Source organism: Oscillatoria nigro-viridis PCC 7112 (assembly GCF_000317475.1).
GTDB classification, from domain to species: domain Bacteria; phylum Cyanobacteriota; class Cyanobacteriia; order Cyanobacteriales; family Microcoleaceae; genus Microcoleus; species Microcoleus nigroviridis.
Window position 1 is genome coordinate 2,363,672 of record NC_019729.1, and the last position, 23,850, is coordinate 2,387,521.

The 23,850-nt window shown below is 46.8% G+C and carries 21 protein-coding genes and 1 pseudogene; 6 read left to right on the plus strand and 16 right to left on the minus strand.

All coding sequences use genetic code 11. The features are described from left to right. Nucleotides 1–381: 381 nt before the first annotated feature. Both OSC7112_RS10085 and OSC7112_RS10090 read left to right on the plus strand, forming a co-directional pair. Nucleotides 382–816, plus strand: coding sequence for a hypothetical protein (locus OSC7112_RS10085; protein ID WP_041622466.1), 435 nt, complete (start codon nucleotides 382–384; stop codon nucleotides 814–816). A gap of 12 nt (nucleotides 817–828) precedes the next feature. Next, nucleotides 829–1,056: pseudogene (locus OSC7112_RS10090) on the plus strand (NACHT C-terminal helical domain 2-containing protein); the annotation flags it as partial. A 236-nt stretch (nucleotides 1,057–1,292) separates the two neighbouring features. Here OSC7112_RS10090 and OSC7112_RS10095 read toward each other — a convergent pair. From OSC7112_RS10095 to OSC7112_RS10105, 3 genes are all read right to left on the minus strand, one after another. Next, nucleotides 1,293–1,898 (minus strand): anti-sigma factor family protein, encoded by a 606-nt coding sequence (locus OSC7112_RS10095; protein ID WP_015175806.1) that lies wholly within the window; start codon nucleotides 1,896–1,898, stop codon nucleotides 1,293–1,295. A 139-nt stretch (nucleotides 1,899–2,037) separates the two neighbouring features. Next, on the minus strand, nucleotides 2,038–2,697 hold the full coding sequence (locus tag OSC7112_RS10100) for a sigma-70 family RNA polymerase sigma factor (protein WP_041622468.1): 660 nt from the start codon (nucleotides 2,695–2,697) through the stop codon (nucleotides 2,038–2,040). Nucleotides 2,698–2,804: 107 nt separating this feature from the next. Next, a complete protein-coding gene (locus OSC7112_RS10105; RefSeq protein WP_015175808.1) occupies nucleotides 2,805–3,296 on the minus strand; it encodes a molybdenum cofactor biosynthesis protein MoaE in 492 nt (163 codons plus the stop codon). A 637-nt stretch (nucleotides 3,297–3,933) separates the two neighbouring features. Between OSC7112_RS10105 and OSC7112_RS10110 the strand changes: the two genes are divergently transcribed. Beyond that, nucleotides 3,934–4,326, plus strand: a complete 393-nt coding sequence (locus tag OSC7112_RS10110; protein ID WP_015175809.1) for an SH3 domain-containing protein — start codon at nucleotides 3,934–3,936, stop codon at nucleotides 4,324–4,326. A 137-nt stretch (nucleotides 4,327–4,463) separates the two neighbouring features. Here the strand turns inward: OSC7112_RS10110 and OSC7112_RS10115 are convergent, their stop codons facing one another. After that, the gene (locus OSC7112_RS10115; RefSeq protein WP_015175810.1) at nucleotides 4,464–5,444 is read right to left on the minus strand and encodes an aspartate carbamoyltransferase catalytic subunit; all 981 of its coding nucleotides are present in this window, start codon (nucleotides 5,442–5,444) and stop codon (nucleotides 4,464–4,466) included. Nucleotides 5,445–6,096: 652 nt separating this feature from the next. On the opposite strand from OSC7112_RS10115, the gene OSC7112_RS10120 reads away from it, so the two are divergent. Next, entirely contained in the window at nucleotides 6,097–6,315 is a 219-nt protein-coding gene (locus OSC7112_RS10120; RefSeq protein WP_006631282.1) for a DUF4327 family protein, read from the plus strand. A gap of 200 nt (nucleotides 6,316–6,515) precedes the next feature. On the opposite strand, the gene OSC7112_RS10125 is transcribed toward OSC7112_RS10120, so the two are convergent. From OSC7112_RS10125 to OSC7112_RS10175, 10 genes are all read right to left on the minus strand, one after another. Beyond that, on the minus strand, nucleotides 6,516–7,757 hold the full coding sequence (locus OSC7112_RS10125; RefSeq protein ID WP_015175811.1) for a protein kinase domain-containing protein: 1,242 nt from the start codon (nucleotides 7,755–7,757) through the stop codon (nucleotides 6,516–6,518). Nucleotides 7,758–8,705: 948 nt separating this feature from the next. After that, nucleotides 8,706–11,003 (minus strand): serine/threonine phosphatase, encoded by a 2,298-nt coding sequence (locus tag OSC7112_RS10135; RefSeq protein ID WP_041623033.1) that lies wholly within the window; start codon nucleotides 11,001–11,003, stop codon nucleotides 8,706–8,708. Nucleotides 11,004–11,616: 613 nt separating this feature from the next. Next, complete coding sequence (locus OSC7112_RS10140; RefSeq protein ID WP_223300745.1) at nucleotides 11,617–12,780, minus strand: NF041680 family putative transposase; 1,164 nt, start codon at nucleotides 12,778–12,780, stop codon at nucleotides 11,617–11,619. Nucleotides 12,781–13,114: 334 nt separating this feature from the next. Then, nucleotides 13,115–15,670 carry a single-stranded-DNA-specific exonuclease RecJ gene (locus tag OSC7112_RS10145; protein WP_015175814.1) on the minus strand — a complete coding sequence of 852 codons (2,556 nt, stop codon included), beginning with the start codon at nucleotides 15,668–15,670 and terminating at the stop codon, nucleotides 13,115–13,117. Between the two features lie 317 nt (nucleotides 15,671–15,987). Continuing rightward, nucleotides 15,988–16,803 (minus strand): PD-(D/E)XK nuclease family protein, encoded by an 816-nt coding sequence (locus tag OSC7112_RS10150; protein ID WP_015175815.1) that lies wholly within the window; start codon nucleotides 16,801–16,803, stop codon nucleotides 15,988–15,990. Nucleotides 16,804–17,015: 212 nt separating this feature from the next. Then, a complete protein-coding gene (locus OSC7112_RS10155; RefSeq protein ID WP_015175816.1) occupies nucleotides 17,016–17,321 on the minus strand; it encodes a type II toxin-antitoxin system RelE/ParE family toxin in 306 nt (101 codons plus the stop codon). Beyond that, entirely contained in the window at nucleotides 17,318–17,572 is a 255-nt protein-coding gene (locus OSC7112_RS10160; protein WP_015175817.1) for a type II toxin-antitoxin system ParD family antitoxin, read from the minus strand. The genes OSC7112_RS10155 and OSC7112_RS10160 overlap by 4 nt, the downstream gene beginning before the upstream one ends. A gap of 185 nt (nucleotides 17,573–17,757) precedes the next feature. Further along, nucleotides 17,758–18,426 (minus strand): Uma2 family endonuclease, encoded by a 669-nt coding sequence (locus OSC7112_RS10165; protein WP_015175818.1) that lies wholly within the window; start codon nucleotides 18,424–18,426, stop codon nucleotides 17,758–17,760. Between the two features lie 137 nt (nucleotides 18,427–18,563). Continuing rightward, on the minus strand, nucleotides 18,564–19,706 hold the full coding sequence (locus tag OSC7112_RS10170; protein WP_015175249.1) for an RNA-guided endonuclease InsQ/TnpB family protein: 1,143 nt from the start codon (nucleotides 19,704–19,706) through the stop codon (nucleotides 18,564–18,566). 162 nt (nucleotides 19,707–19,868) lie between these two features. After that, on the minus strand, nucleotides 19,869–20,129 hold the full coding sequence (locus tag OSC7112_RS10175) for a hypothetical protein (RefSeq protein WP_015175819.1): 261 nt from the start codon (nucleotides 20,127–20,129) through the stop codon (nucleotides 19,869–19,871). 164 nt (nucleotides 20,130–20,293) lie between these two features. On the opposite strand from OSC7112_RS10175, the gene OSC7112_RS10180 reads away from it, so the two are divergent. Then, a complete protein-coding gene (locus OSC7112_RS10180) occupies nucleotides 20,294–20,533 on the plus strand; it encodes a helix-turn-helix domain-containing protein (protein WP_015175820.1) in 240 nt (79 codons plus the stop codon). A 117-nt stretch (nucleotides 20,534–20,650) separates the two neighbouring features. On the opposite strand, the gene OSC7112_RS10185 is transcribed toward OSC7112_RS10180, so the two are convergent. Further along, nucleotides 20,651–21,235, minus strand: a complete 585-nt coding sequence (locus OSC7112_RS10185; RefSeq protein WP_015175821.1) for a PAP/fibrillin family protein — start codon at nucleotides 21,233–21,235, stop codon at nucleotides 20,651–20,653. Nucleotides 21,236–21,393: 158 nt separating this feature from the next. After that, entirely contained in the window at nucleotides 21,394–23,070 is a 1,677-nt protein-coding gene (locus tag OSC7112_RS10190; RefSeq protein ID WP_015175822.1) for a glycosyltransferase family 4 protein, read from the minus strand. 410 nt (nucleotides 23,071–23,480) lie between these two features. Here OSC7112_RS10190 and OSC7112_RS10195 point away from each other — a divergent pair, with 410 nt between their 5' ends. Next, nucleotides 23,481–23,720, plus strand: coding sequence for a DUF3134 domain-containing protein (locus OSC7112_RS10195; protein ID WP_006631296.1), 240 nt, complete (start codon nucleotides 23,481–23,483; stop codon nucleotides 23,718–23,720). Nucleotides 23,721–23,850: the final 130 nt, after the last annotated feature.

The following is a 23,850-nucleotide window of genomic DNA, read 5'->3' on the forward strand; positions in this document are numbered from 1 at the left end:
TGAGATTGACAATTAGATAAGTCAATTATATAGTGACAGCCCTCAAAGCCTCTGACGAGGGATTAGTAAAAATTAAGCAAGCTAGAAAAGAAAGGGGCTTGACTGTAGAAGACCCCAGATGGCTAGTAAGCTGTCGCGCATTTAAATTGCATATTCGGGGCGGGATCATAGGCCCACCCCACTCATTGTTTTATTGTTTTTTGACATACAATTTAAATCCCGAACAGCTTAGAAGCTAGTAAAAGATTAGAGCCCGATCGAACTTGGACAGAAGTCGGGCCCTATGCCGATGGCCTCTCGCTGCCAACTTGGAGGCGCTTTTTAGGAGGAAGAGCACCCATTAAAGCTAATGCTTTCAAGGCTTTCTGCACGGTTTTGCATTTGGATTGGGAAGAAATTGTCGATCGTCCTCCACCCGAAAATCCGCAGCCACCGAATTTAGACATTGATTCGGTAGTGGAAGAGATACGGCAAAAATGCCACAGCAAAATCCAACTGCTTTACAGCACAAAGCAACTGTTGGATACTGCACAGCCCGTTGATTTCAGCAACCTCTACGTTGAAGTCAACATTTTGGAGGAAATTACCAGTTGGCAGCCGGGAGAAATTAGCGATTTACTCAGAGACTTCAACCCAGATGCGGATAAATTTAACCGCTTGGGATTAGGTAAAGTATGCCAGAAACGAGTACCAGGATTGGATGCGGTGAAATCTCACTCTAAACTCATGGTACTTGGCAAACCTGGTTCTGGTAAAACTACAGATCCAAAAAGTGACAAAGAGATATTTGCAAAATGGTGGCAAGATAACGGTTAGGCTTGGGATCGGCGATTAAGACAAATGATGATTTTGTATCCCGATATGGGTCGCGTTTGGCAATTTAGCCAACAGCAGAAGTCATTGCTGAAGAATTATTACGATGCTAATAAATTGCTGGTAGATTGCCTCAATAGCGGTTGTAATGTCTCTCCTGCTGTGCGGCAGGAAATTGAGGAGACATTGCTGTTGCCGATCGCAAATCTCCAAAAAACACGTGGCAAGTGCGATCGCAATTAAGCGCGATCGAGCGCCCCACAATTCGTCATTAGACAAGATTGCAAAAGTTGCTAACTATCTTGAAATTATCTGCGTTTATCTGCGGTTTCCCTATCAATCAAAGATTTAGGCAATTAGCCATTCAAAGCCGGGAGGTTTTCAAAGGATCTATCCACCTTGAAAAACTGGAAAAAACAGCAAAAAGCCCCCTTTTTTAGGGAGCTTAGCAACTTCCGTTATTGCTCTAAACAGAAATCCTACTGCGCCTTTGGCAAGGACTTTTGAGGGGTTGGTACACCCACTTTGGGAATATCCACGATCGGTGCATTCACCCCAAGCATCAAATCGTTGGGATTAACAATCTCCACCAGAGGCTCGTTCAAAGCCACAATCAAACCGTCAGATTCAGCAGGAACGGGCGATCGAGCAAACTGAGGAGCAAACAATTGGCGGCCGCCACCGACACCAGCCACCACCGCAACCAACAAAGCTGCGATTGCCCCTCCCCGCCAAACCAAATTTCGTTTCGTCTTGCCTTCCACTCGCTGTAAAACCTTCGTCGCCAACTCCTCGGCCGATTGTTCTGCAGCAGGCACCGGCATTGCCTGAAAACTCTGCTGCATCATCAGCAGTCGCGAGTACAAACGCTTCGTAGTCGGGTCATTTGTCAGCCAGTCCTCAACTTGGCGGCGTTCTGCAGCCGTCACTTCGCCGTCGAGGTAGGCACTAAGTAATTCAAAGCGATCGCGCATCATAGTAGTTACATTGCCCTGGGCATAATTGTTGTTAACTTCAGTTTCAGCGAGTGAATCCCCGACGCCTTGCTGATTCTGATTTTTATCGGATTCAAAGTTACCATTCATATTTCACACTTACTCTAATTGGGGAATCACGCACTCGCTATTAGAATGATTTACTGCTTATTTATATTTTAAAAGAGAAGTTTTGATGTCACAGCAAATATCACCAAATCTTCTTAACCCGCCTCTAAAAGCACTATTGCTAATTACCATCGAGATATTTTTGCAATTCCAACTGCAATCTTTGGCGAGCCCTAGCAATTCTCGACTTGACAGTTCCCAGAGAAACTCCGGTCATTTCGGCTATTTCCTCATAGGCTAAACCTTCAATTTCTCTCAAAACAATTGTCGTGCGGAATACTTCCGGCAAATCTGCGATCGCCACCCGCAACTGGTCGTAAAATTCTCTCGTCGTCAAATCTTCATCAGGCCCCGGACTGTCGGCCGGAATTTCCCAATCAACCTCGCCATCTTCCAGAGTACGGGGTACGTCCAGCGACAGCGGAGTTCGCACCCGTTTGCGCTTGCGCAACTCATCGTAAAACAAATTAGTGGCGATGCGGCTCAGCCAGCCCCGAAATTTAACAGGCTCTTGCAAGCGGTTAATATTGCGGTATACCCGAATCCACACTTCCTGAGCCAAGTCTGCTCGGTCTTGCCAGTCAGGGGCCAAGTGATAGAGAACCCTGTCTACGTGGGACTGATACCGCTTCAACAGTTCTGAAAAGGCAGTGGTCTCAGGTCGATTTCCTTCCTGACACCGCAACACCAAGTCATAATTAGAGAGTTTTTCGGCTGGCAATTGCACTCTTTGAACGGTCGCCACAACCGCAGACCAGGACACGGAAATAAAGTCGCTCATCGGTGGAATTGGCTCATCGAACATTCCACACTTTTTGACGTTAGGAGAGCGTAACAAGTTCCCCTCTTCAATCTCAAATCTCAAATCTCAAACCTCAAATCGATTGACTAATGCCCGACAACCTCGCACGCTCCAATACTAACCCAACTGCTAGAACCGTCTGCCCAATGTTCCTTTTTCCAAATCGGTACATTGTGTTTGAGCGTATCTATGGCGTACTGGCAAGCTGCAAAGGCCGAGTCCCGGTGGGGACAGCCAACAGCCACCAATACGCTGATTTCGCCCACCTGCAAGTGTCCGACGCGGTGGTGAATGGCGACCCGATTGACATCGGCCCACTGGCGGCGGATTTCCGTAGCAATTTGCTGGAATACTCGCACGGCCATCGGTTCGTAGGCTTGATATTCCAGGGAAACTACAGCTTGACCGTCAGTTTGGTTGCGGACTGTACCGCTCATGATTACCACGGCTCCGTTCGCGGGGTCATCTGCCAAAGCGTATATTTCCTCTATAGACAACGGCGCTAAGGTAATGGCGAAGCTGTCTGATTCATGGCGTTGAGGAATTGTGCCGATCGAAAGTGCAGCGAAGGAGTTCATTGCCAAAGAAGTGGTGCTGGATATGTTAATCGATCTTGACACAAATCAAGTCGCGATGGATTTGTCTTGCATTCTTGTCGGGGACACTGGGAGGCTAATCTTGAGACCAATCTCGTAGCACGGGCTCCTGGCCCGAAGCCATCGGCCCGAACTTCTGCACCAGTGCGATCGGCTACAATGTAACTCGCCCGAACCAAACTAATACCGTGCTTGAAGACGAGTAGGATGCTTGTTCGATCGAATTAACTGCCGATATTGCTGTAGCAATTCAATAAATAAGCACCAAAATAAGTAGTGTTATTTGCAACTCAGTACAAGCAATTTCCCACCCCAATCGATAACTTCGTTCCCTTTTGAATGACACAGTTAAGTTGAATTCCGCCCTCCTACTTAATCCGCGTCGCCCAAATCTTTAGCAGCAGATGTAAACTTTATTTATTTTTTTGTTCCGGAAAGCTACTTAGATGGCATGATATACCTGTGCAGGATTCAGGAAAATTGGCGACTACTCGGCCAAAGCAAGACCGTAACGCCCTCTTGTGCCTTTTCTGAAACATAAGTTAATGGTTTGGGCTGTTAATTGAGGCTTTGACCTGAGTCTGCACCAACAAATGTTAACAACAATCACGAGGAAACTATGGAAGCACTAGCATTGAGCCACTCTTTTGTTGCTTATGAATCTCCAGAGTCCGAACTCCAAGTCAAGTCGTTAGACCAACTGGGCTTGAAAATTCCTAATTCTGCATGGATAGGCGTTGCAGGTATTGCAGTAGCTCTATCTGTTCTGGGTACCCCCGGTGAAGCGCAGGCCGGTTGCTACAGACAACGCTGTGGTCATCGCAGCCATCACACCTACGCCGAAGTGGCAACCAACGGTGGCAGACTGAATATCCGCCACCGCCCCAATGGCTGTTCTCATGTCATCGGCAAGTTATACAACGGAGACAATGTGGCATTGACCGGTCGTTACAGAAACGGCTGGGCCCAACTCAAAGGCGGCGGCTGGGTGTCTACTTCCTGGCTCTCCTAACTCTTAACTAGATCGCTTTACATTTCTAGAAAGAGTTCTAATCGTTACCCGGCAATACTGGGTAACGATTATTTTAAATATGGGATCGATCCTGAAAATCATGGAATATCCGAAATTCATGACTAACAACTAACAGCCTAAACTTTACCGCCGCCGATCAGATAAAGTAATGCCATCCGCACCGCCACGCCGCTGGTAACTTGCTGAGATATCAGGCTAAACTGGGCATCGTCCATCAAATCCGAACTAATTTCCACGCCGCGGTTGACCGGGCCCGGGTGCAACACCTTCACATCCGGCTTGCAGAGTTTGAGCCGATCGCGCGTAATCCCGTACAAAGAATGGTACTCTCGTAAACTCGGGAGCAAATGGTCGCTCATCCGTTCCTTTTGCAGCCGCAAAGTCATCACAAAATCAGCATCGGCTAAAGCAGGTTCAAGCTGCCAGTGCAAAAATAACTTGCCTTCCCTACCATCGCCACACTCAGCAAACAACAGCGGTAGCAAAGTCGGCGGCCCGGCCAAATGAACCTCTGCCCCAGAAGCCGTTAGACTCCAAATATTAGACCTAGCCACCCGCGAATGCAAGATATCCCCCACCACAGCAATTTTTTTGCCCGCTAACAGTTCCAGCCGCGGACGTTCGGTATCTAACAGAGAACAAATAGTAAATAAGTCTAGCAAACCTTGCGACGGGTGTTCGTGCTGACCGTCTCCTGCATTGAGAACGCTGACTCTCGAACCCAAGCGATCCATTTCCGAAGCAATCGTGCTGGGAACTCCAGCTTGTTCGTGCCGGATCACCATCAAATCCGTTCCCATCGCCAGATAAGTCTTAGCCGTATCCAGAATAGTCTCCCCTTTCGTCAGAGAAGAACTTCCCGGAGTAAAATTCAGCGTGTCAGCCGACAGCCGCTTCGCCGCCAACTCAAAACTATTGCGAGTCCGGGTAGAAGGTTCAAAAAACAAATTCGCGACCACTTGACCCTGCAGGGCCGGCACTTTCTTCGTGCGGCGGCCGAGCACCTCCCGAAAACTGGCTGCTGTTTGCAGCACCGTATCGTATTCGTCCGAGGTAAAATCAGCCAGAGTGAGAATGTGTCGCCTTGTCCAAGTCATACAATTTTAGATTTTAGATTTTAGATTTTAGATTGACTCAATCAGGACGGACGATGGGTTGGAAATTTGCTTGTACGCCCGCTCTGCTGTCGCCTTTGAATGTTCGATCGACATTTAGAGGTGGCGATCAACAGTATCCAACAATTTTCGATCGCTTTTGCGGTGAGTAGAGTTATAATCGGTTTATGTAGCTCAGACCCCACTCTCACAGCGAACCCAGTGTCGAAGGTGAAACAGGTGTGGTTTACCCGCAGGAAAGCGGAAATTACGCTCTAGCAGCCAAAGCGCAGTAGTTGCAGTTTTTCCTACGCAAACTCAGCCTTGTCAAGAACAAGCCGAACGCAGCCCTTGCATCTGCCACTATGTGGAAACAATCGGTGGAAACAATCGAGGCGGCAAAGCTCCCACTGTCGATCGACAGCATATAGCGGGACAGTTCAAAGATGATTAATTCTTTGAAGTCGGTCTTGACTCTTCAGTCCTGCTTATAGGCCCTTGTCAAAACGAACTCTCTTAAGATACAAGTTGAATATGTAGCTTCCCGACAAAAATCTACACGTATCTTGGCGAGACTGTTCTTGGCGAAACTGCGGTAAAAAGTGAGAGCTGGGAAGTGGTAATTACACAAGATTTAAACAATTCAAGAGGTATTATGAGCCAGCAGGTTATACAGCCGATGGTTAAGTTCCAGCGTCAGGTGCATTCTCTCGTCACATCTGACATTATCAAGCCGACAGACAGTATTTGGAAAATTGCCCTGCTTTACGGCGACGAATGGCCGTACTGGAAACAGCAATTGCTAGAGTTTGATTTTTCTATGCAAGACCCCGTGAGCGAGTTGATAGCTGTAGAAGCTTGGGACGAAGAATAACAGAGGAGACGGAGGACTTGGGTGTTGGAGAGAAATTCCGAGGCGATCGGGTAAATTTTCTCAATAAATTTTCCCTTGTTAACTTCTTCCCTCTTCCTTGTTCCCTCTTCCCTCTTGCTAGTGACGAATGACGAATGACCGCGGACTTTTTCCTTCTGACTAATGACTAATGACCGATGACTAATGACTTCTGACTTCTATTAAAGGGAAGCTGCTAAAGATCGAGCTAATTGTTGAGCAGTTTGAAAGCGATCCCCAGGCTTGGCTGCCGTGGTTCGCAAAATGGTCTCTCGCAGCTTGGGGGCGATCGTCGGAATATTTTCGAGCTTAAACCCGTAACCTCCAGGTATTTTCCCGTAAAAGTTTTGAGGGCTTTGGGCCGTCAGCAAAAAAATTAAAGTAGGCCCAATAGCATATAAATCCGACTGAGGGAGAGGCTGTCCCCGGTCTTGTTCTGGTGCGGTGTAGCCTTCAACGCCGATGCGAGTCCCTGGAGGAGTGCCGATTTCTTTAACGGCACCAAAATCCAGCACTGTAATGCGATTGTCGCGGTGGCGCACCAGCAAATTAGCAGGTTTAATATCCCGGTGGACGATCGGGGGTTTTTGAGAGTGAATGTAGTCCAAAACCTCACAGGTTTGGATCATCCACTCTATTGCTTGTTGGGGAGCAACTGGCCCGCGGTTGTAGATGCGTTTTTCTAAATCCTCGCCGTGGAGCATTTCCATCACCAAGTATTTTTTGCCCCCTTCCACAAAAAAGTCAAAAAACTGAGGAATTCCCGGATGGTGGAGGGCCTTGAGAGTTTTAGCTTCACGTTCAAACAGTTCTTGAGCTTTGACTATTTGAGCCATGTCAGCATTCATTTCCTTGAGAACTACCAGAGAAGCTGCAGGGGAACTTCCGGGTTGTTGAGCTTTCGCTTTATCTCGATCCCAGGCTAAAGTCGTTGTCCCCATACCGCCTTGGCCCAAAGTTCGCAGCACTTGGTAGTGGCGCACCGTGCGCTCGACTTTAATCGGTTCGCCGCAGTGGATGCAAAATAAATTCCCCGGCGGGTTTCCCGCGTGGCTACACCGCGGGGCGGCGACATTGACGCTGGGGTTCGCCTTAATTTTGCCGCCGAGTTCAATAGTAATAACTTGGAAATGCAGAATTGGGCCGCCCCGCGCCAACTGGATCAGAGCACCGTCGGATATCCAACCCTGAGACATGAGAATACCGTTAACCAAAGTGCCATTTGTCCCGGAATTGACTAAGTACCACTGACTGGAGCTCCCGCTATTAACTCTTTGCAATTCCAGATGCTGCCGCGACACTAGAGCATTGGGGATCACAACGTGATTTTCTGGAGAGCGGCCGATGCGAACAATGGATTCGCTCTCGAAACTCCACTGTTGCAGGGGGGTCTGTTTTTCTGGATCTAAAAGAGTCAGCAGCATTTTCGATTGATGTGGTTGAACTCCCTGATGTGGCAGTGAGAGTTGGCGGGAATTTACAGATTCGGGGCGTAGGGCTTTGAAAAATTAGCAATTAAAAATTACTTAGGATCGTCAATTAAATAATTTCCCTTTTTTCTTGTGGGATGGGCTCTTATAGCCCGTCTATCAGGGACGGGCTATAAGAGCCCATCCCACAACAGTCATGAAAAGTGGATTTTATTTAATTCTCATTCCTTACGAGCTTCACAGGTGAGTTTCACTAAAATTTTATAATATCCTGATTGTGATTAAAGATTCCACAAACAATTAAGTTATAAATAGTTTTTTGGGAACAATTATCCGTAAAAATTCAGAGGGGTCGATCGCTCCTTAAAACACAGTCGATCGATTTAACAATTGCCACGACAAAAACTAGGTAAACAATGGCTAAACTTTTACGTAAATTTGATGTAGCAGCAGATTGTGATTTAAGCCCCACATATATATGATGTAGGGCGGACACTTCCCACCTATGCCCACCTTGCTCCCATAGCGATCGGGTATCAAACCGATTTCGCATCATCCCGCCTGCAGACTCACTTCATTTTAGTTGATTTTTTTTCATTAGACTAAGTATTTTTGTAAGTTAAAGCTCTTTCAACTATGATGAATCCACTTACTATCAAGCCACTTTTTCCGGTAGATTCCCTGAACAGAGTCTCAAAATTCAAGCTACGGATAAATGGTTGGTACTCCACAGCTTGTCTGCCATAGTATGGCTCTGCAATCAGTTTTCGATCGCTCAAACCGAAGCTGTTTTAACACCGGATACCTAAGAACAGAGCGAGCAGTAAAGCCTTGCCCGGAAACGGCAGAAGCTGTTTTTTTTCTCTGCAAAAATTGCAGGTTTAACCCAGACCGTCACGGGGGAAAGGCGCCACCTTTGAAAAAGTTGGCAGCATCGAAATTCTAAAATCGAAATGCGCCTACCTGGGCCCGAATGATAATTGCCGTGATATTGTCGTGACCGTTGCGTTGGTTGCCGAGTTCAATCAACTGGGCAACTCCCTGGTCGAGATCGGCTTGGGGATTGAAAAGGGGTTCGAGAGTGTTTTGCCAGTGAGTTTCCAACAAATCATTATCTGTCAGGCCGTCGGAAGCCAAAATCAACAAAGTATCTTCGCACAAGTCTAAAAACTGCACGTCAGGCTTGAGAAAATTACTGTCTCGCGGGCCGATGGCTTGAGTTAGTTGATAGGCGTCGGGACGGGCATAAGCAGTTTCCGGGTCAACCCCGCGCTTAATTTCGCGCTGGCCTACTTCGTGGTCTGAGGTGATTTTTTCTAGGGTTTGTCCCTTTCTCAGTCGGTAGAGGCGGCTGTCGCCGACGTGGGCAACGGCGAATTGGGTGTCTTGAACTAAGACTGCGACTAGAGTTGTACCCATGCGGGCGCTGCCGGAGCGTCCGTCCTTTTGATTGATTTCAAAGATGGCTTTGTTGGCTAGCAGCACTCCCTCGCGGATGGTTTCTGCCGGAGGTAGTTGATTTTCCCAACGGGTTTGAAAGAATTCTCTGAGGGTTTCAGCCGCTAGTTGGCTGGCTATTTCTCCGCTGTCGTGTCCGCCCATGCCGTCGCAGAGAATGTAAAGCCCTTTGGTTTGAAAGATGCGACCGAAGGAGCTTTCGATTTTGTTGAGCTGAGTCCAGATGCTGAAGAAGTCTTCGTTGTGGTCCCGCGTGCGGCCAACATCGGTGAGGCCTGCGTCTTCTAAGCTGTAAATCTGGAGTGGCATCGGCTGGGTTAAGACCTCGCCAACGTCGGGGGGCGACTCGTCGGGGCTACGGTAATGCCTGCGCGTCGGGGTTGAGCTTGGTGAAGGTGGGGGTTGGAGTTCGAGGGGAACTGTTTCTAGGCGCGATCGCAATTCTTCGATTGTGTTAATCTCGCCTCTGTACATTTGTTGCAGCAAGTCGAGCAAGGCGCCAAACTGAGTGCGATGCTCGGACTGGCTAAATATCACCTGCCACAATTGCCCCAAATCTACCAGTTGCAGGTTTGATCCCGCGGGTTCGGGATAGAGGTATTGCAGCCGCAAAGAAGCCAAGGAAAAGGAAGAGTCGGGGTTGACTCGCAAATTTGTCAGTTCCAACAAGCTTTGCCGACAGCGCCAAGGTTCTAGGGCAGCCCAGAGTTCTGTCATTTCGTGCAGCCAGTATAAAATTTGCTGGGTGGAAGTTTCGGGTTGACTCCAGCGTTCTACCAGCAGCGGCCATTGGGAGCAGTCTTCTAGCAGCAGGACTGCCTGTTCGTTGTCTGACCAGCTATCGTGAATGACTGGCAGGTTTTGAGAGAATTGCCACCGGAGTGCCAGATAAGGTTCAGCTATGCCTTGGCAAAGCTCTGCTAAGGCGGGATTGGTTGAATTTTCTCCGCTGATTGCTGCGCTATAGGGGGATGTTCGTCTGGCGACGCTGGCAGAGTTGGCTGCTAGCATGGCTTTGAGGGGTGACATTTCCAGCGGCTGACAGTCCAATACTTTTACTGCTACTGTGTCTGAGCGTTTTCTCGGCGGCACGGTTTCTAGGAGTTGGTAGCGCTGCTGAGTGTCTAAATATGCTCCGGCTGGCTGGGAAGGGATTAAATATTCTGAATTGGGGATGGGGAATTCTGGAGATGGAGGGGAGGTGTCAGCTATGTTTGGGCTGTCGGGGTTCTCGGTTGCTTCCTGGATTTGTTGAGGCTGCGGTGCGGTTGTAAAATTAGGCTCAGATGCGGTTATTTCGCGCTCTAGTGCTGTATTCGAGCTTTTTTCTGTTGTTTGAAAGGATGCTGGTGCGATCGCCCCCACGGCTACCACAGGCTCAATTTCTCTGCTGCTGAATTCGCCGTCGCTTGGCTGTGGAGAAGTTGGTTCGACGGTTATTGCGGGTGCGTCAGTGGTTATTTCTGTTTTAATGCTGTCTGTGATTGGTTCAGCAGAGTTTTGGGGCGATGCAGTTTGTGGAATGATGTCTGGTGTTTGGGGAAACTCGGGTGGGGGTAGGGTGGACTCGTCTGGCTCGACTGCTGGAAAATTCGATCGACCGCAGATAATAGCCCGCCACACTTGACCTGTTGCGACGCCGCAATTCTGACATAATGCGGCGCTAAAAGCGACTTGGGCACCGCATTCGTGGCAAGGTTTGTAAATTAGGGAATTTCCGCATTGTTGACAAAACTTGTTTGGATTGGGATTTTCAAATTGGCAGCGGGGACAGAGAAGCATAGGGGTTTTAAATTGGAGATGGGCGATCGAGTTTGGCGGTGGGGAGTTTTGGGTTTTGGCTTGTGAGTTAGGAGTTATGAGTTTGGGGGCTGACTCGCAACCGATAACTCTCATTGCCCTATGCCTTATTTTATCGGGATGAATTCAGAAGTAAGATATTTCTTAGAACTGAGATGTTGCATCCGTGTCAGGAATAGGCCTCTTCAGCCCAACCGACAAAAATTTCTCTCGCTTCAGGGGCCCAAAAGCCAGCCCCATCGGCGTTCGCGAGTGCGGGCCCCGCAAGAAAAGTTATCTGATGACTGGAACTGGCATCCCGCCTGTGCTTAACAATGGTGCAATATCTCAGTTAGAACTCATGTGTTGCACCATTCTCAATTACTTGTTTATTGGAGTTTAGACTAAGCACAAATTGACTCAGCATGAGCTGAGTGGAAAAAATGGTTAATTAGCGAGAGGTTCTCAAGGTTAACTTACGAATTTTGTGGATTTTTGGAACCGACCTTTACCCTTTTTGACCACAGGATATCGGCATCTTCGGGTGCGAGGTTTTCCCGTTTGCCATCCATCCGAGTTTCCTCGACGTTTGGGAGCAACAGTGGGAGTCCCAATCTTAATTAAAAGTGGAAGCATTGATTGTGCAACCCTTCCAGGGGTCAATTCCGGCAGAGCCAATTGCTGTGGGCAAACGAATTTCTCTGACGACATCTTTAGCTAACCATAATTGCCAGGTTAGTAAAGGCATCAAATCACTCCATCGTTCGCACTGTTCTGGGGTACTCAACTTCGGCACAGTCCAATGTAAGGTTTGTTTAACTAACCGATACCAATGCTCGATGGTAAAACGACGCAGATATAGTTGCCAAATTTCAGCCAGAGATGGCATTTGGATACCAACCCACACTAACCATAAAGGTTGACTATTTAATCGACCCGTTACAGTTTCTAAACGTTCGACTAAAATTAGAGTCATTGGATGTTTGGGACTGCCTCGAAAGTGCAAGTCATCCCATTTTCTTAACCGAATTTTTCCGAGTTTTGGCTCAACACATTCCAGAGTTTGTTCTGGTTCCCACCAGCTTTGAGGGTCGTTAAGTTTAAACTGGTTCCCATGAATTCTTGGTCTTCCTTTACCACTATAAGATAGAGGTGCTGACCACAAACAACGATTAGAACGAATACGCATCACTTGATCGGCGGCGATGGCTGCGGTTGCTTTAACTAGAGGCGCACACCCATACTCACTGTCAAATAAAACAATCGGTCTATTCTGAAGATATTGGCACAGTTGCGCCAATTGTTGAGCGCCTTTATCGATTGGGTTGTCCCAACTCGTAATACGTTCGTGTCTCAAGGGCAGCGCCCAACTGCCACTACTTTCAGGTATCCAGGCAATCGTACTATATCCTTGACCGATGCCGACAGGTATGCCGTGAGGTAAGGCCGTGGGTTGATGTTCATAGGTGCGTTCTTTGAGGGTACGTGCATGGGGTCTTAACCACGCTGTATGATCGATCGCCAATACTGGACGTTCTACTTGTGACATCTGTTGGATGTACAGTTGCATCAACTTTTCTCGGTCTGGGCTGCAATCTTGCAGGGCTTCGTAGACGCTTGACCATTCACGTCGAAATAAAGGACTGAGGGCAAAATCTCCTAAACATGAGACGTGGCGGGTCGTCATCGCTGCATCTGCCAGCTCAAAGGTGGCATCTTTTGCCTGGCCGAGGCATTCATAAGCTAGTTGACGAAATTCCTGTAATTGTTCTAACTTCATGGCAGGTAGATTTGAGATTTTTAGCTGAATACTCAATCTTCTACCCTGATGCTGTCTGTTGAAACTATCGCAGGCAGTTTTTTTCAAATTGCAAGTCTCCGAGAACGTCAACGGTCGCTGGCATCTATCTTATTGTTGAACCTGATAGCTGAGCGCCAGCAACCGTTGCCGTTCTTGAGAACTGTTCGCTAGTCTCACAGCGATCGTACTTTTTGACCTGCTTAGTCTAAACTCCAATTGTTTAGGAACAGGCTTTTCGGCCCCTGAAGCGAGAAAATTCCTTGTTTGTGGAACGGGCATCTTGCCCGTTCTTGACAATAGTGCAATATCTCAGTTAGAAGGGATTTTCTGTAGAATCTTCTTGGAAAACGGTCTCTCGGGCGATCGATTGAATGGTTGACAGAGGTACTTCACAGAAATATTTCCGCCGGAATTGTTCTTCGGAGACTGCTGCTAGGAATTGCCCTGCCAAACGGGCGGCGATGGGGGAATTTGGCACTGAGAATTGAAGGGATTTGCTATCTAATAAGGGTTGGGGGATTCGATCGGGCGCGTCTTCCTGCTGTGCGGTTTCGGGTTGTCTCGTGATGTGGAAAGCTCGATCGCGATAATTGATTTTAAAACCGAGATATGTTAGGGTTTTAAACCCCAGTTGCAGGGATGTGTCGCTGATGCCGAGTTTTTGGCGGAGTTGCTGTCTGGTGACGGGTTTGTTGGTGCGGCTGAGGTATTTGGCGATGCCGATTAGCTGTTGGCAGATTTGCTGTGGGGGTACGAGTGGGGGTAATGTGTAGGCGATCGCCAGTTTTTTCTGAGTGTGCTGTGCTTGCCGAAACCAGATCCGCAGTTCGTCCCAGCTTGCGGGGCATTCTTTGAGGACGATCGAGTTTTCGCGATCGACCTTTTCGGAATTGTAAACTAGATTGTCGATCGGTCTTGGAGATTCTAAGTTTGTGCTGGCTGCTAACAACTCTTCATCGTTATTTGTATTGCGCCAGTCTACGATCCAATCTATTTTAGTCTGGGAATTGATTTGGTTTTCTTCCGTGCGTTCCCGCACTGCTACGAGGCGCACTTCATACCGCGATTTGTAAGTATTAAAATCGAGTTCAACGGTGACATCGCAGCGGCCTTGGGGAACTTCATTTTGATTGTGTCCCCACCAAATGCCGGGAAATCCCGTATCGCTAGATTCGTCCCTAATTGTAAATTCTGTTTTGATATATTCTACTTTTTGCCCTTTCAAATCCTTGATTTTTTGATTCCAGAGATTGTCAAACCAGCAGTTTTCAATCAGCAATTTTGGTGCGGGGTTGCCCATGCCGCACGGTTCGAGCAATTTTAGTTCTTGAAATAAGTCTTTGCCTAATTCGGAGACAGTAATTTTTAGGTCGGCTTGAACGGGGGTGGCTGTTAAACTATCTGTACTGTATTGTTGCCGCAGTTGCTGATTTACTGCATCGGTAAATAGGGGGATATTTTCAACGGGGAGACTCAATCCGGCAGCGAAGGGATGACCGCCAAATCTGTGCAATAAATGCGCTTGGTCTTTGACTAATTGGTAAAGGTCGATTTGATTGGCGGAACGGGCGGAACCCCTGGCAATTTTAGATAGGGAAAGTGTTGGTGATTGTGAATCGAAGAAAGAGGTAAATTCCGTTTCCGGGGAATTTTCGTTAATTTCTTCGCTTCCTTCTGTGCTGAATAAAATCACGGGGCGGCCGTATTCTTGGGCGATTTGTCCCGCTACTAATCCTAATACTCCTACGGGCCATTGGGGGTCGCTGAGGACGATGACGCTAGTAGTTGAGAGGTCGAGTTTGGCTAATTTGTGGGCGGCATCTTTAGCAACATCTTTTTGTAAAGATTTGCGCCTAGTGTTGGCAATTTCGGTTAAATTTGCTAGTTCATCGCAGCGTTTTTTGTCGCGGCTGGTGAGGAGTTCTACGCAGAAGCTGGCGTCGCCTTGAATGCGGCTGACGGCGTTGATTCGGGGGCCGAGGCCGAAGGAAATGTCGGTTGGGCGATCGCCCGATCTTTTGCACAGTTCGAGCAATTTTGCAACTCCCGGGCGGGTGGGATTTGCGATTTGTTTTTGCAGTTGTTGGATGCCGATTTGTGCTAGGTAGCGGCTGTCTCCTGTAAGTTGGACTAAATCGGCAATTAAGCCGATCGCTACTAATTCTAATAAATCTGCGATCGGGCGCTGCGGAATATTGGGTAATGTGTGATATAATGCTTCAACTAATTTGTAAGCTACTCCCACTCCTGAAAGGTTAAATAGTTGGTGGTTTGGGGGAAAGTAGCGGGGATTGATAATAGCTGTAGCTGGGGGGCGATCGTCCGGTAATGTATGATGGTCGGTGACAATTGTATCGATGTTTAAGCTAGTTGCATATTCGATTTCGGCGATGTTTGTACTGCCGGTATCGCAGGTAATAATTAAGCTAATTCCAGATTTGGCTAAGGCATCTATTCCCGGGATATTGAGTCCGTGAGATTCGGTTAAGCGGTTGGGAATGTAATAAATTAGTTGGTCGTTTTGAGTAAAAAATTCTCCCAGTCCATCCCAAAGTACGGAAGTTGAGGTAATGCCGTCGGCGTCGAAGTCTCCCCAAATTGCGACTTTTTCTCCGCTATTTCTTGCTTGCTGAATTCTTTCTATTGCCCAATTCATTTCTAGTCCGAATTCAAAGGGACTTGCTGGTTGGTAAAGTTTGGGATTTAAGAAACCGGGTATTTGTTCGGGGTTTTGAATTCCTCTATACCACAGAAGTGCGGCGGCATAGTTTCCGGGGAGTTCGGGTGCGTGGTTCCTGACAGCTTGAATTAGCCAAGCTGGGGGCTGAGATAGGGGTTGATTTGGCAAATTTTGAAGTAGTTCTGTCATTCGATTTTAGATTTTAGATTTTAGATTTTAGATTTTGACCGCAGAGGAATCTAGGGGCTTGTTTGTATGTTAAATAAAACTTAAGCTAGTCACTGGTTCCCCGGCTCTGCCTGGAAACCCATTTTAGTCTTGCTCTGCCTCGCTTGCGATCGGGAAAATTGGAGGCCGATCCTCCGTATTGGCGTTACCAAACAGAGCCTAGTAACGAGTAAATTCCTGTAGGGGCCCGTGAGCCAACAATCTTTCATTCACATCCACAATATCTATAAACCCGCCCCCACCGGGTGACTAATAGTTGGCACAGTAAAAAATTTGAATTAAATAGATATTTCCTCAATGATAGCAAGATTTGGCAGCCAATCTGTGGGAGTTGCTGCGAGAAGATCGGGTGAGGAATCTGTGTTGTCTGTTGTGCGGTTGCAGCGAGTGGCAAATTGACAGGAATCGCAAAGATTGGAACTAATTTCTACTTGGGGTAAGAATTCGCCGCCTTCGGTATAGCGCTGTCGCCAGTCGGTTAGCTGCTGCAAGAGGTGGGTTAAATCTTGTTTTGTGCGATCGTGTTCTGTTTGGTTGTAATCAAATGTGAGTTTTTTGGGCGGTTCTTCTCCTTGCAATTGTACGAACCAGTATGTCATGGAAACTTGTTCGGGGGAATAGTCGCTGGTTTCTACTAAGACGTATAAATAAAGGCGAGTTTGCCAACTTTCGGCTATCCATTTTGATTTTTGAGGGCGGGGATAGGTTTTCCAGTCGAGAATTTGGGCGGCGTTTGGTTCGGCTATTAGCAAGTCATAGATAACGGTGAATAGGTAGTCTTGGAAAATTAGGGTGCGAGGGTGTTCGGCTTGGCGGAAAATTTTGTCGCTATTTTCTGAATTGGCGAAAAGTTCGGGTGCGGTGTTGATAAATGCTGCCACGCAGCGTCCCAGTTCGGGGTCTTGTTGGATGATAAATTCAAGGGGAAGTCCGAGTTCTCGCTGCTGCATTAATAGGTGAAAGTGGCTTCCCCATGTGAGTTTTTCTTTTTGTTCTGGGGAGGCGGTGGTGGCGAGTAGTTCGAGGTAGCTGTGTTGGAATTTCCGGGGGCATTCTTCGAGGATTTTGAGTTGGGTTTGGGAGAGTCGGAGCATTTTTTTAGGATTTTATATTTTATATTTTTTATGATTGTAAGGGGTATAGATATTTTTTTAACCGCAGATGTCGGCAGATGGACGCAGATGGACGCAGATAAATTAGGGCGATCGCGTTTTTGGAGGAGAGTGCGTGAAGCGTAGCTATCCCGTAGGGAATCGCCCTTTGCTTTCCCAAGTGCGATCGCCCGTTCAGATCGATCCAACGCTAATTAATCTTCCCCTAACTCTAAAAACAATAATTCCAAGTCTCGATCGCCCCGCAGCACGCGAGCAATATCAATCCCGTCCGCTCTGGGGTAATAAAAAATTAAATAATCCCTAACAATAAATCCGCGCAAGTTGGGGGATAACCTCTCATAGCGTTTTCCCATATTGGGAAATTCGGCGACAAGTTTACATTTTTGACGAATTGCATCAAAAAGCTCGCTGGCTGCCCTGGAACTATTGCCAGCAATGTACTCACAAATCTCATTCAAGTCTCGGACGGCTTCATCTGAAAATGTATAACTTTTCATGCCCCTGACTGTTCTCTTCGATCGATCTTTTCTTGAATTTTGGCAAACACAAGTTCTCCATCTGTCACTTGTCCCTTGGCAATTTGTGCCGTTCCCACTGCTATTTTGTGGCGGAGTTCTTCGATGCGTTGTTTTCGTTCTCTTAAAAGTGCGATCGCTTCTCCAATTAGTTCTTCAGCGCTGCCATATTTTCCGCTTTGAATTTGCGCTTGAATAAACTCTTCGTATTCCGGCTTTAAGACAATATTCATTGACTTGCTCCTTTAAATCATAGAAAGGTTACTGCACGATCGTGACATCTTTTGTAGATTAGCTTAGCACAAATATCAACATTCTCAGAGATTGTGGCAGCCCTAGAGTCGAGCTTGAAAAATTTATTGTGAATCTCGTGCGATCCTCTTCGAGGGCTTCGCTAACGCACTTTTCGCCAACCTCTCTACAACTTCCCAATTTGTTGAGCAAACCACATCGCCGCCGTCCCATTTCCCTCATTTAAAAGTTTCAAAGTCTCCGATAGCAAAGCAATTGGCAATCCCTCAAGAGCTCCGGAAATTTCGCATTCCTGATATTTCCCGTTTTCCTGCAACCGAAATGCCAAAACTCTCTCGCCCTTAATATCTACTACCCAATACTCAGGAATTCCTAAAGCAGCATACAACCGCTTTTTTTCATCTAAATCGCTGGCCAAAGTCGTATCGGAAGTTTCTATTACTAAATCGGGAATGCGCGATTTATTTAGATTAAGTCGGCGCGGTTCCCCTTTTTGCCACTGGATGAATTCTCCACCGACATATAAAATGCGATCGGGCGCACCTCCTCCCACCTTTGGTTTCTCAATTACACATCCACCCAAATCATCGAAAGCTTGTCCTCCTTTGCTGACAAACCAGGCGTAAAATACCAGCGTCAAGAGGTTGTTAAATCTGGCGTGCTGAGGCCCTTCATTACCCATGTCTATCCAAAGATATCCTTCATAAAAAAATATTCTGGCTTCCTCCAAAGATGGATCTTCGCAGGCTGCTACATAATCTTCCCATGTGGCGGCTTGCCATTGGGGAATTTCTCCCACTTGAGACACGATGAATTTGGCAGTTGTAGAAGTCATGATTTAAAAGCAAATTGAGGATAAAATTATCCTAACTTAGGTTGATATTTATCTGCTGGGGTAATTGGTAGTTAGTAATTTTTGAAATACTCACCGACCTGAAGGTGCGGTGATTCTTGACGCTTCATAGAGTTCTGCTAACCGTTGCTAGCCTGACAAACCCTCTGCGCCCGTTTAGAGTCGTGGCGATTCCCCATCCCGACTTTCTCTATAATTTTAGCCGCATTCTCATCTCTGTCTTGCTCAGTACCACAACTCATGCAAACCACTGAACGAATAGACAAATCAATTTTTCCCCACTTAAAGCCACAGTCCGCACAGACTTGGCTAGTAGGTTCCCACCTACTAATTACTTGAAACTCTCTGCCAAATTTTTCGGATTTGGATTCACAGAGAGTTCTAAATTCTCTCCATCCTTGTTGGCTAATCGCCCTTGAGAGTTTCCGATTCTTCAGCATTCCTGACACGTTCAAATCTTCCAGAATAATCACTTGGTTTTCGTTGACGATTTTGGTTGATAATTTATGCAGGAAATCTTTACGGGTGTCCGTAATACGATTGTGTAGTGTGGCGAGCTTGATTCGAGTTATATTTCTCCTTTTGGAATCTTTGGGCTGGCGGGCTAACTTGCGTTGGAGTTTGCGAACTTTCCGGTCTAACTTTTTGTAGCTAGGACTTTCGGCTTTTTCGCTGTTACTCATTACTGCAAAGGTTTTGATTCCCAAGTCAATTCCGATACTTGGGTTTTTAGCTTCGACTTGAATTGGTTGAACCTCTACAACAAAACTTAAAAAATAACGGTTTGCACAATCTTTGATTACTGTGACAGAGCTAGGTTCTGAAGGTAGATTTCTCGACCATACTGGATTGACAATACCAATTTTAGCTAAATAGACACCCCCATTTTTGAAGGAAAACCCTCCCATCCTAAATCGCGCTGATTGCCTATTTGTTCTTTTTTTTAATTTAGGATACTGAACTTTACGACCTTTCCGCTTTCCCTTACAGGAGTTGAAAAAGTTCTGGAAAGCTGTTTCCAAATCAGCTAGAGACTGCTGTAAGGGGATATTAGAAACTTCACTTAACCAAGCTCTTTCTTCGGTCTTTTTGGCTTGGGTTATTACTATTTTCTGAAGTTCAGCAGAGCTTGGCTTTTTCTCAAACTGTTTGCAGAGCGCTAGGGCATCATTCCAGACTACTCGACAGCATCCAAACAACTGAGCTAAACTCTGCTGTTGCTGATGAGTCGGATAAATTCTGTATTGATACCTTGCTTTCATTATTTTCCGTTACTTACTTGCTTTATTATACTAGGCTTTACCAACAAAATTAAGAGACTTCAAAGAGAATTAATGCCGTCTTGAAAGACGGGGCTTGTATCCCCATTTCTTGGTCAATTTTTATAGCCCCCCTTTTTTAAGGGGGGGATCAGATCTTTGTGCTTATCGAATTGCTGTGGGCGCCGCAATTGGTACTTCTAAGTCTGGTTGCAAGTCAAAGACTACGACAAGCGTTGCTTGAGGCATCAGTTGACGCAGACACAGCAAGTGCCCGTCAGCATCCGATCGACTGCGAAATCGCCCCACAATCGCCCGCTGCATACTGGGCATGAGTTTGGCGATCGCCCAAGGGTAAAGGCGTTTTTGGTACGCGATCGCCCCAGGATTCGCAGCGCATCCCTCTTGATAACCGTTTTGTGGCATGATGGTTTAGTATCCTCTATGGACTACAGGAAAGGGCGTTAGTAAGTCTCTTGCCGGAAATCGACTAACGCCTCTACAACTATGATTAAACACCAAACTCACCTCATGTGTCAATACTTGGCGCTAAATATTCACACTTGCTATGTTGAAAGGTTTATTCCGCTATGGATTTGAGAGCCTTGAGAGAACGTGCAGGGCTGACAATCTTAGACGTAGCACGGGAACTAGAATGCGCGGAGTCTTCAATTCGCAACTGGGAAAAAAGCCGAACCTTGCCAAAGATGGAAGTTTGGCAAGTATTCCGAATGCGAGATTTGTATCGATGTAGCGAAGCGGAGTTGGTGCTAGCTGTCAGAAAGTCAATGCCGGCGGAAAAGAAAGAACAAACAAAACTGACGGAGTAACAATACTTATGCAGTCTTGAATTTTTGCGAAAGTAATAGATTTTTGATTTTTAACCGCAGATGAACGCGGATAGAGGCGGATGAAATTGCGATCGCACTTAATCACACAGCACAAAATCACTCTTTTGTCAAGACAAAAACACTGTCTTTATTCCCCCGTCCAATCCGCAAATCTTTATCCAAATAAGTAATATCCAGCCATCCCTGCTGTTCGCGAGTATCCAGCGCGAAATCTACAGCAGCGAACTTTTTACCCGACTCAATCTCATTGATAAACTTTTCCGGATATTCATAGCCAATCAACCTGCTTAAACCGAAAATCGACCGCTCAAACTTCACCTGCACTCGCCGTTCGGAAGTTGGCTCAAATCTTGCCGCTACACTGACAATTCCTTCTAAGTAAGGCAAGCCGTAAAGTTCGCCAATGTTGTAAATTTTAGATTCTTTGACGCGGATAGATTGATAAATTTGACCCAATTTTATCAAGGGAAAAGCGTCAAGATTCAGCAGTTCGCGGCTGGTAGTGTACAATAACCGCCAATCACCATTTAAAAGCTCTGCGGCTTCTACAGGGCGTGGTGTGGGGTTGTAATCTTCCAATTGGGCGATCGCGCTTAAAATCGCTTGTTTGTCACTAGGGGTAGCCAGCAAACCTCGATTCTTACCAGCAATTATCTCTAATAGTGCAGATTTTCTAAGCATGATTTTTTAAGAAGGAAGGCACGACGAGGATTTTGACACGAATACACGAATTAATTATCGAAGGTGAGGCAAAAGTCAGATCGCTCTTTTCTTCTGTCTCAAGCGAGAGGGAGGAAATTTTGTGTAGTAGCGATTTTAATCGCCGAGTCCGCAGAGTATTAACAACTAATAACTAAGATACCAAATTTCACCAGATAGAGCAGAGTCCGATACAGGGATGCTAATTCTTGCTCGTTTTTGGTATAACGCCTGAGAACTTCACCGACACTGAGAGCACCCTTTTGCTCGATCGCATCCAATATCTCCATCTGAATGTTAACAGAGATTCTTCTGTCCTGACCGAAGCTGGTAAACCAAATTGTTTGCAACTCTCTCAGAAGTTCTGGTGTGGCGATCGCACCCAGACTCAGCATCATCTCATTGCTTAAACTTCTAGTCGCATAATTACCCAATACCCGAAACGGATCGTCGCCTAGGGGATAAGGCGGCTTCCCGGGTTTTAAAGGTGCTGACTCCGGTGCCGTCAGGCGAATTTCTGCTAATTCCCGCCACAATTGTTCGTAAGCAGCAATTACTACTTTCCAATCATAAATTTCCCTCGCCCTTTGTCTGGCATTTTCCCCCATCCGCTTTCTCAATTCGGGGTTTTCAATTAATTGGCACAACGCCAAGGTGCAAGCATCAATGTCTACTGCTGTGGCGAGGGAAGTGTGGCCCATATAAGTCGGCCAATTTAAGCTGCCGTCAAGATAATTTAGGGCTAAATCTAAACAAGATTCCGGGGGCGGGATGAGTGTGGGAATGCGGAAGCCGTCTATTTCGTGGCGTACAGATTCTTTGTATCCGTTCCAATCGGAGACTATGGCCGGCAGTCCGTTCGCCATGGCTTCTATTGGTGTCAGTCCGAAGGATTCTTGAATGTTGTCGGACAGCGAAATGAAAATGTCGGCCGCCGACCAAATATTTATTCTAATTTCCGGCTGTCTCCCATCTAAAAAAATAGCATTCACCGAGGGACAAAATATTTGCGCGCTATTTTTAAAGTCGGGCTCTTCTCTGGGATCTTCTATCCAACCGGCTTGAATTAAGTGGATTTTGGCTTTTGTCTGTTGTGCGGCCCGTTCTAGGGCGATGTACATGGGTACCGGATGAGCTTTTGCAGAAAAAGTCAATCGACCGACAAATAACACAACAATATCTTCGGGAGAAATGCCGAGTTCTTGCCGCAGTTGGCGGCGACTGTTAACTGCTTCCACACCCTGCGGAAACGCGCTGCAATCCACTCCTAGGGGAATAACGGGGAATTTGACCAAAATTTCGGGTTTACCGCCGTTGCGCTGGGCTAAATATTCAGACCACTCCCTCATCACTCCTTCTACTGCTGTTTTCACGGCGGCAGAGGTGCAGATCAGGGCGTCCCAAGGCTGCATGGGTGCGGCGATCAAATCGCCGATCGCCTCCATGATGTATTTTGTACCGATCGTGTGAGTAACGCCGCAAACGCTGTAGGCCCGCTGATCGAAAAATCTGCGCGCCCACACCATCTGCGACAGAACCGGATCGGGTCGGTAAATTGTGCCCGGTTGAGATAGCAAATCCGGTCGTTCCGTCGGAATCCAGCGGACTTTCCGAGGTTTTTGCAGCCAAGGTTGGATGTGCGAACAAAACTCCTTAAAGGTTGTTTTGCTATCGGCGCAACAGTAGAGAGAGTCTGCGGTTCCGTGTTGGACTAAGCTTTTGAGAAACCCTTCTCCGGCTGAATGACGCCCCAGAAGTTTTTGCCCTCCGGTGTGGTATCCCTCTTTGTTGTATAAAACCGCTGCCGTTGTATCCATTCTGAAATTTATTGCACAAGAGTTGACTGAATAAGCCAGATGGCTTTTGGGGCAAGGCTTTGAGCGAAAAATAAGATATTGTTGTGAATCAACTGGTTGCCGTTAGCGAGGCTTGCAGAAAACATCGCCGCGTGTCGCGACATCTTAAAGACGATCGTCTCAGATTACAATATTTACGGCTAAAAAAGGATTGGCAAGAGCGGATTTTAGTGTTATCCTCATGCCCATGCTTGGGGGCGATCGCCTTTTGGGTCTCCCATCTTATCCCGATCCGGAACCAAACAGTGCCTGTGGTATAATGCTTTAGCCTTGCTAAATGCCCGATTTGCAAGTTCTCGATCAAAGCAGCAGTTCGTCGGCAAAACGTTACCTCTATTCGATCGCGTCTTTGTCTTTAAAAACCGATAATCATGTACAACCCATCTCTGCGTCAAATTCCTCGCCATTTACCTGCGGATGTAATTCCATTAAAACAGCAATCTTCTCTTTTAGACTGGTTGGAATCTAACAATCGCTTGTTAGCAAGGGATGTCCAAGAACCCGACTATCTGCACGAAGAAGAAATTTCTGAACTTATGGCAGTTGACGACAGTCCTTACGATGATTTAGAAGAGGAAGTAGAAGAGGATGTGAGTGTAGGCGAAGAATAACGGGTAGAAGGGTGAAGAAATCAACCGGAAACAGGGAAGAAAAACTAAGAGATTTCTCAATCTCCTGTATCGCACCCTATTCCCCCATTGTCAATTGCTTATTCTCAAATAGTGTGTGGTGAGGAGTGTT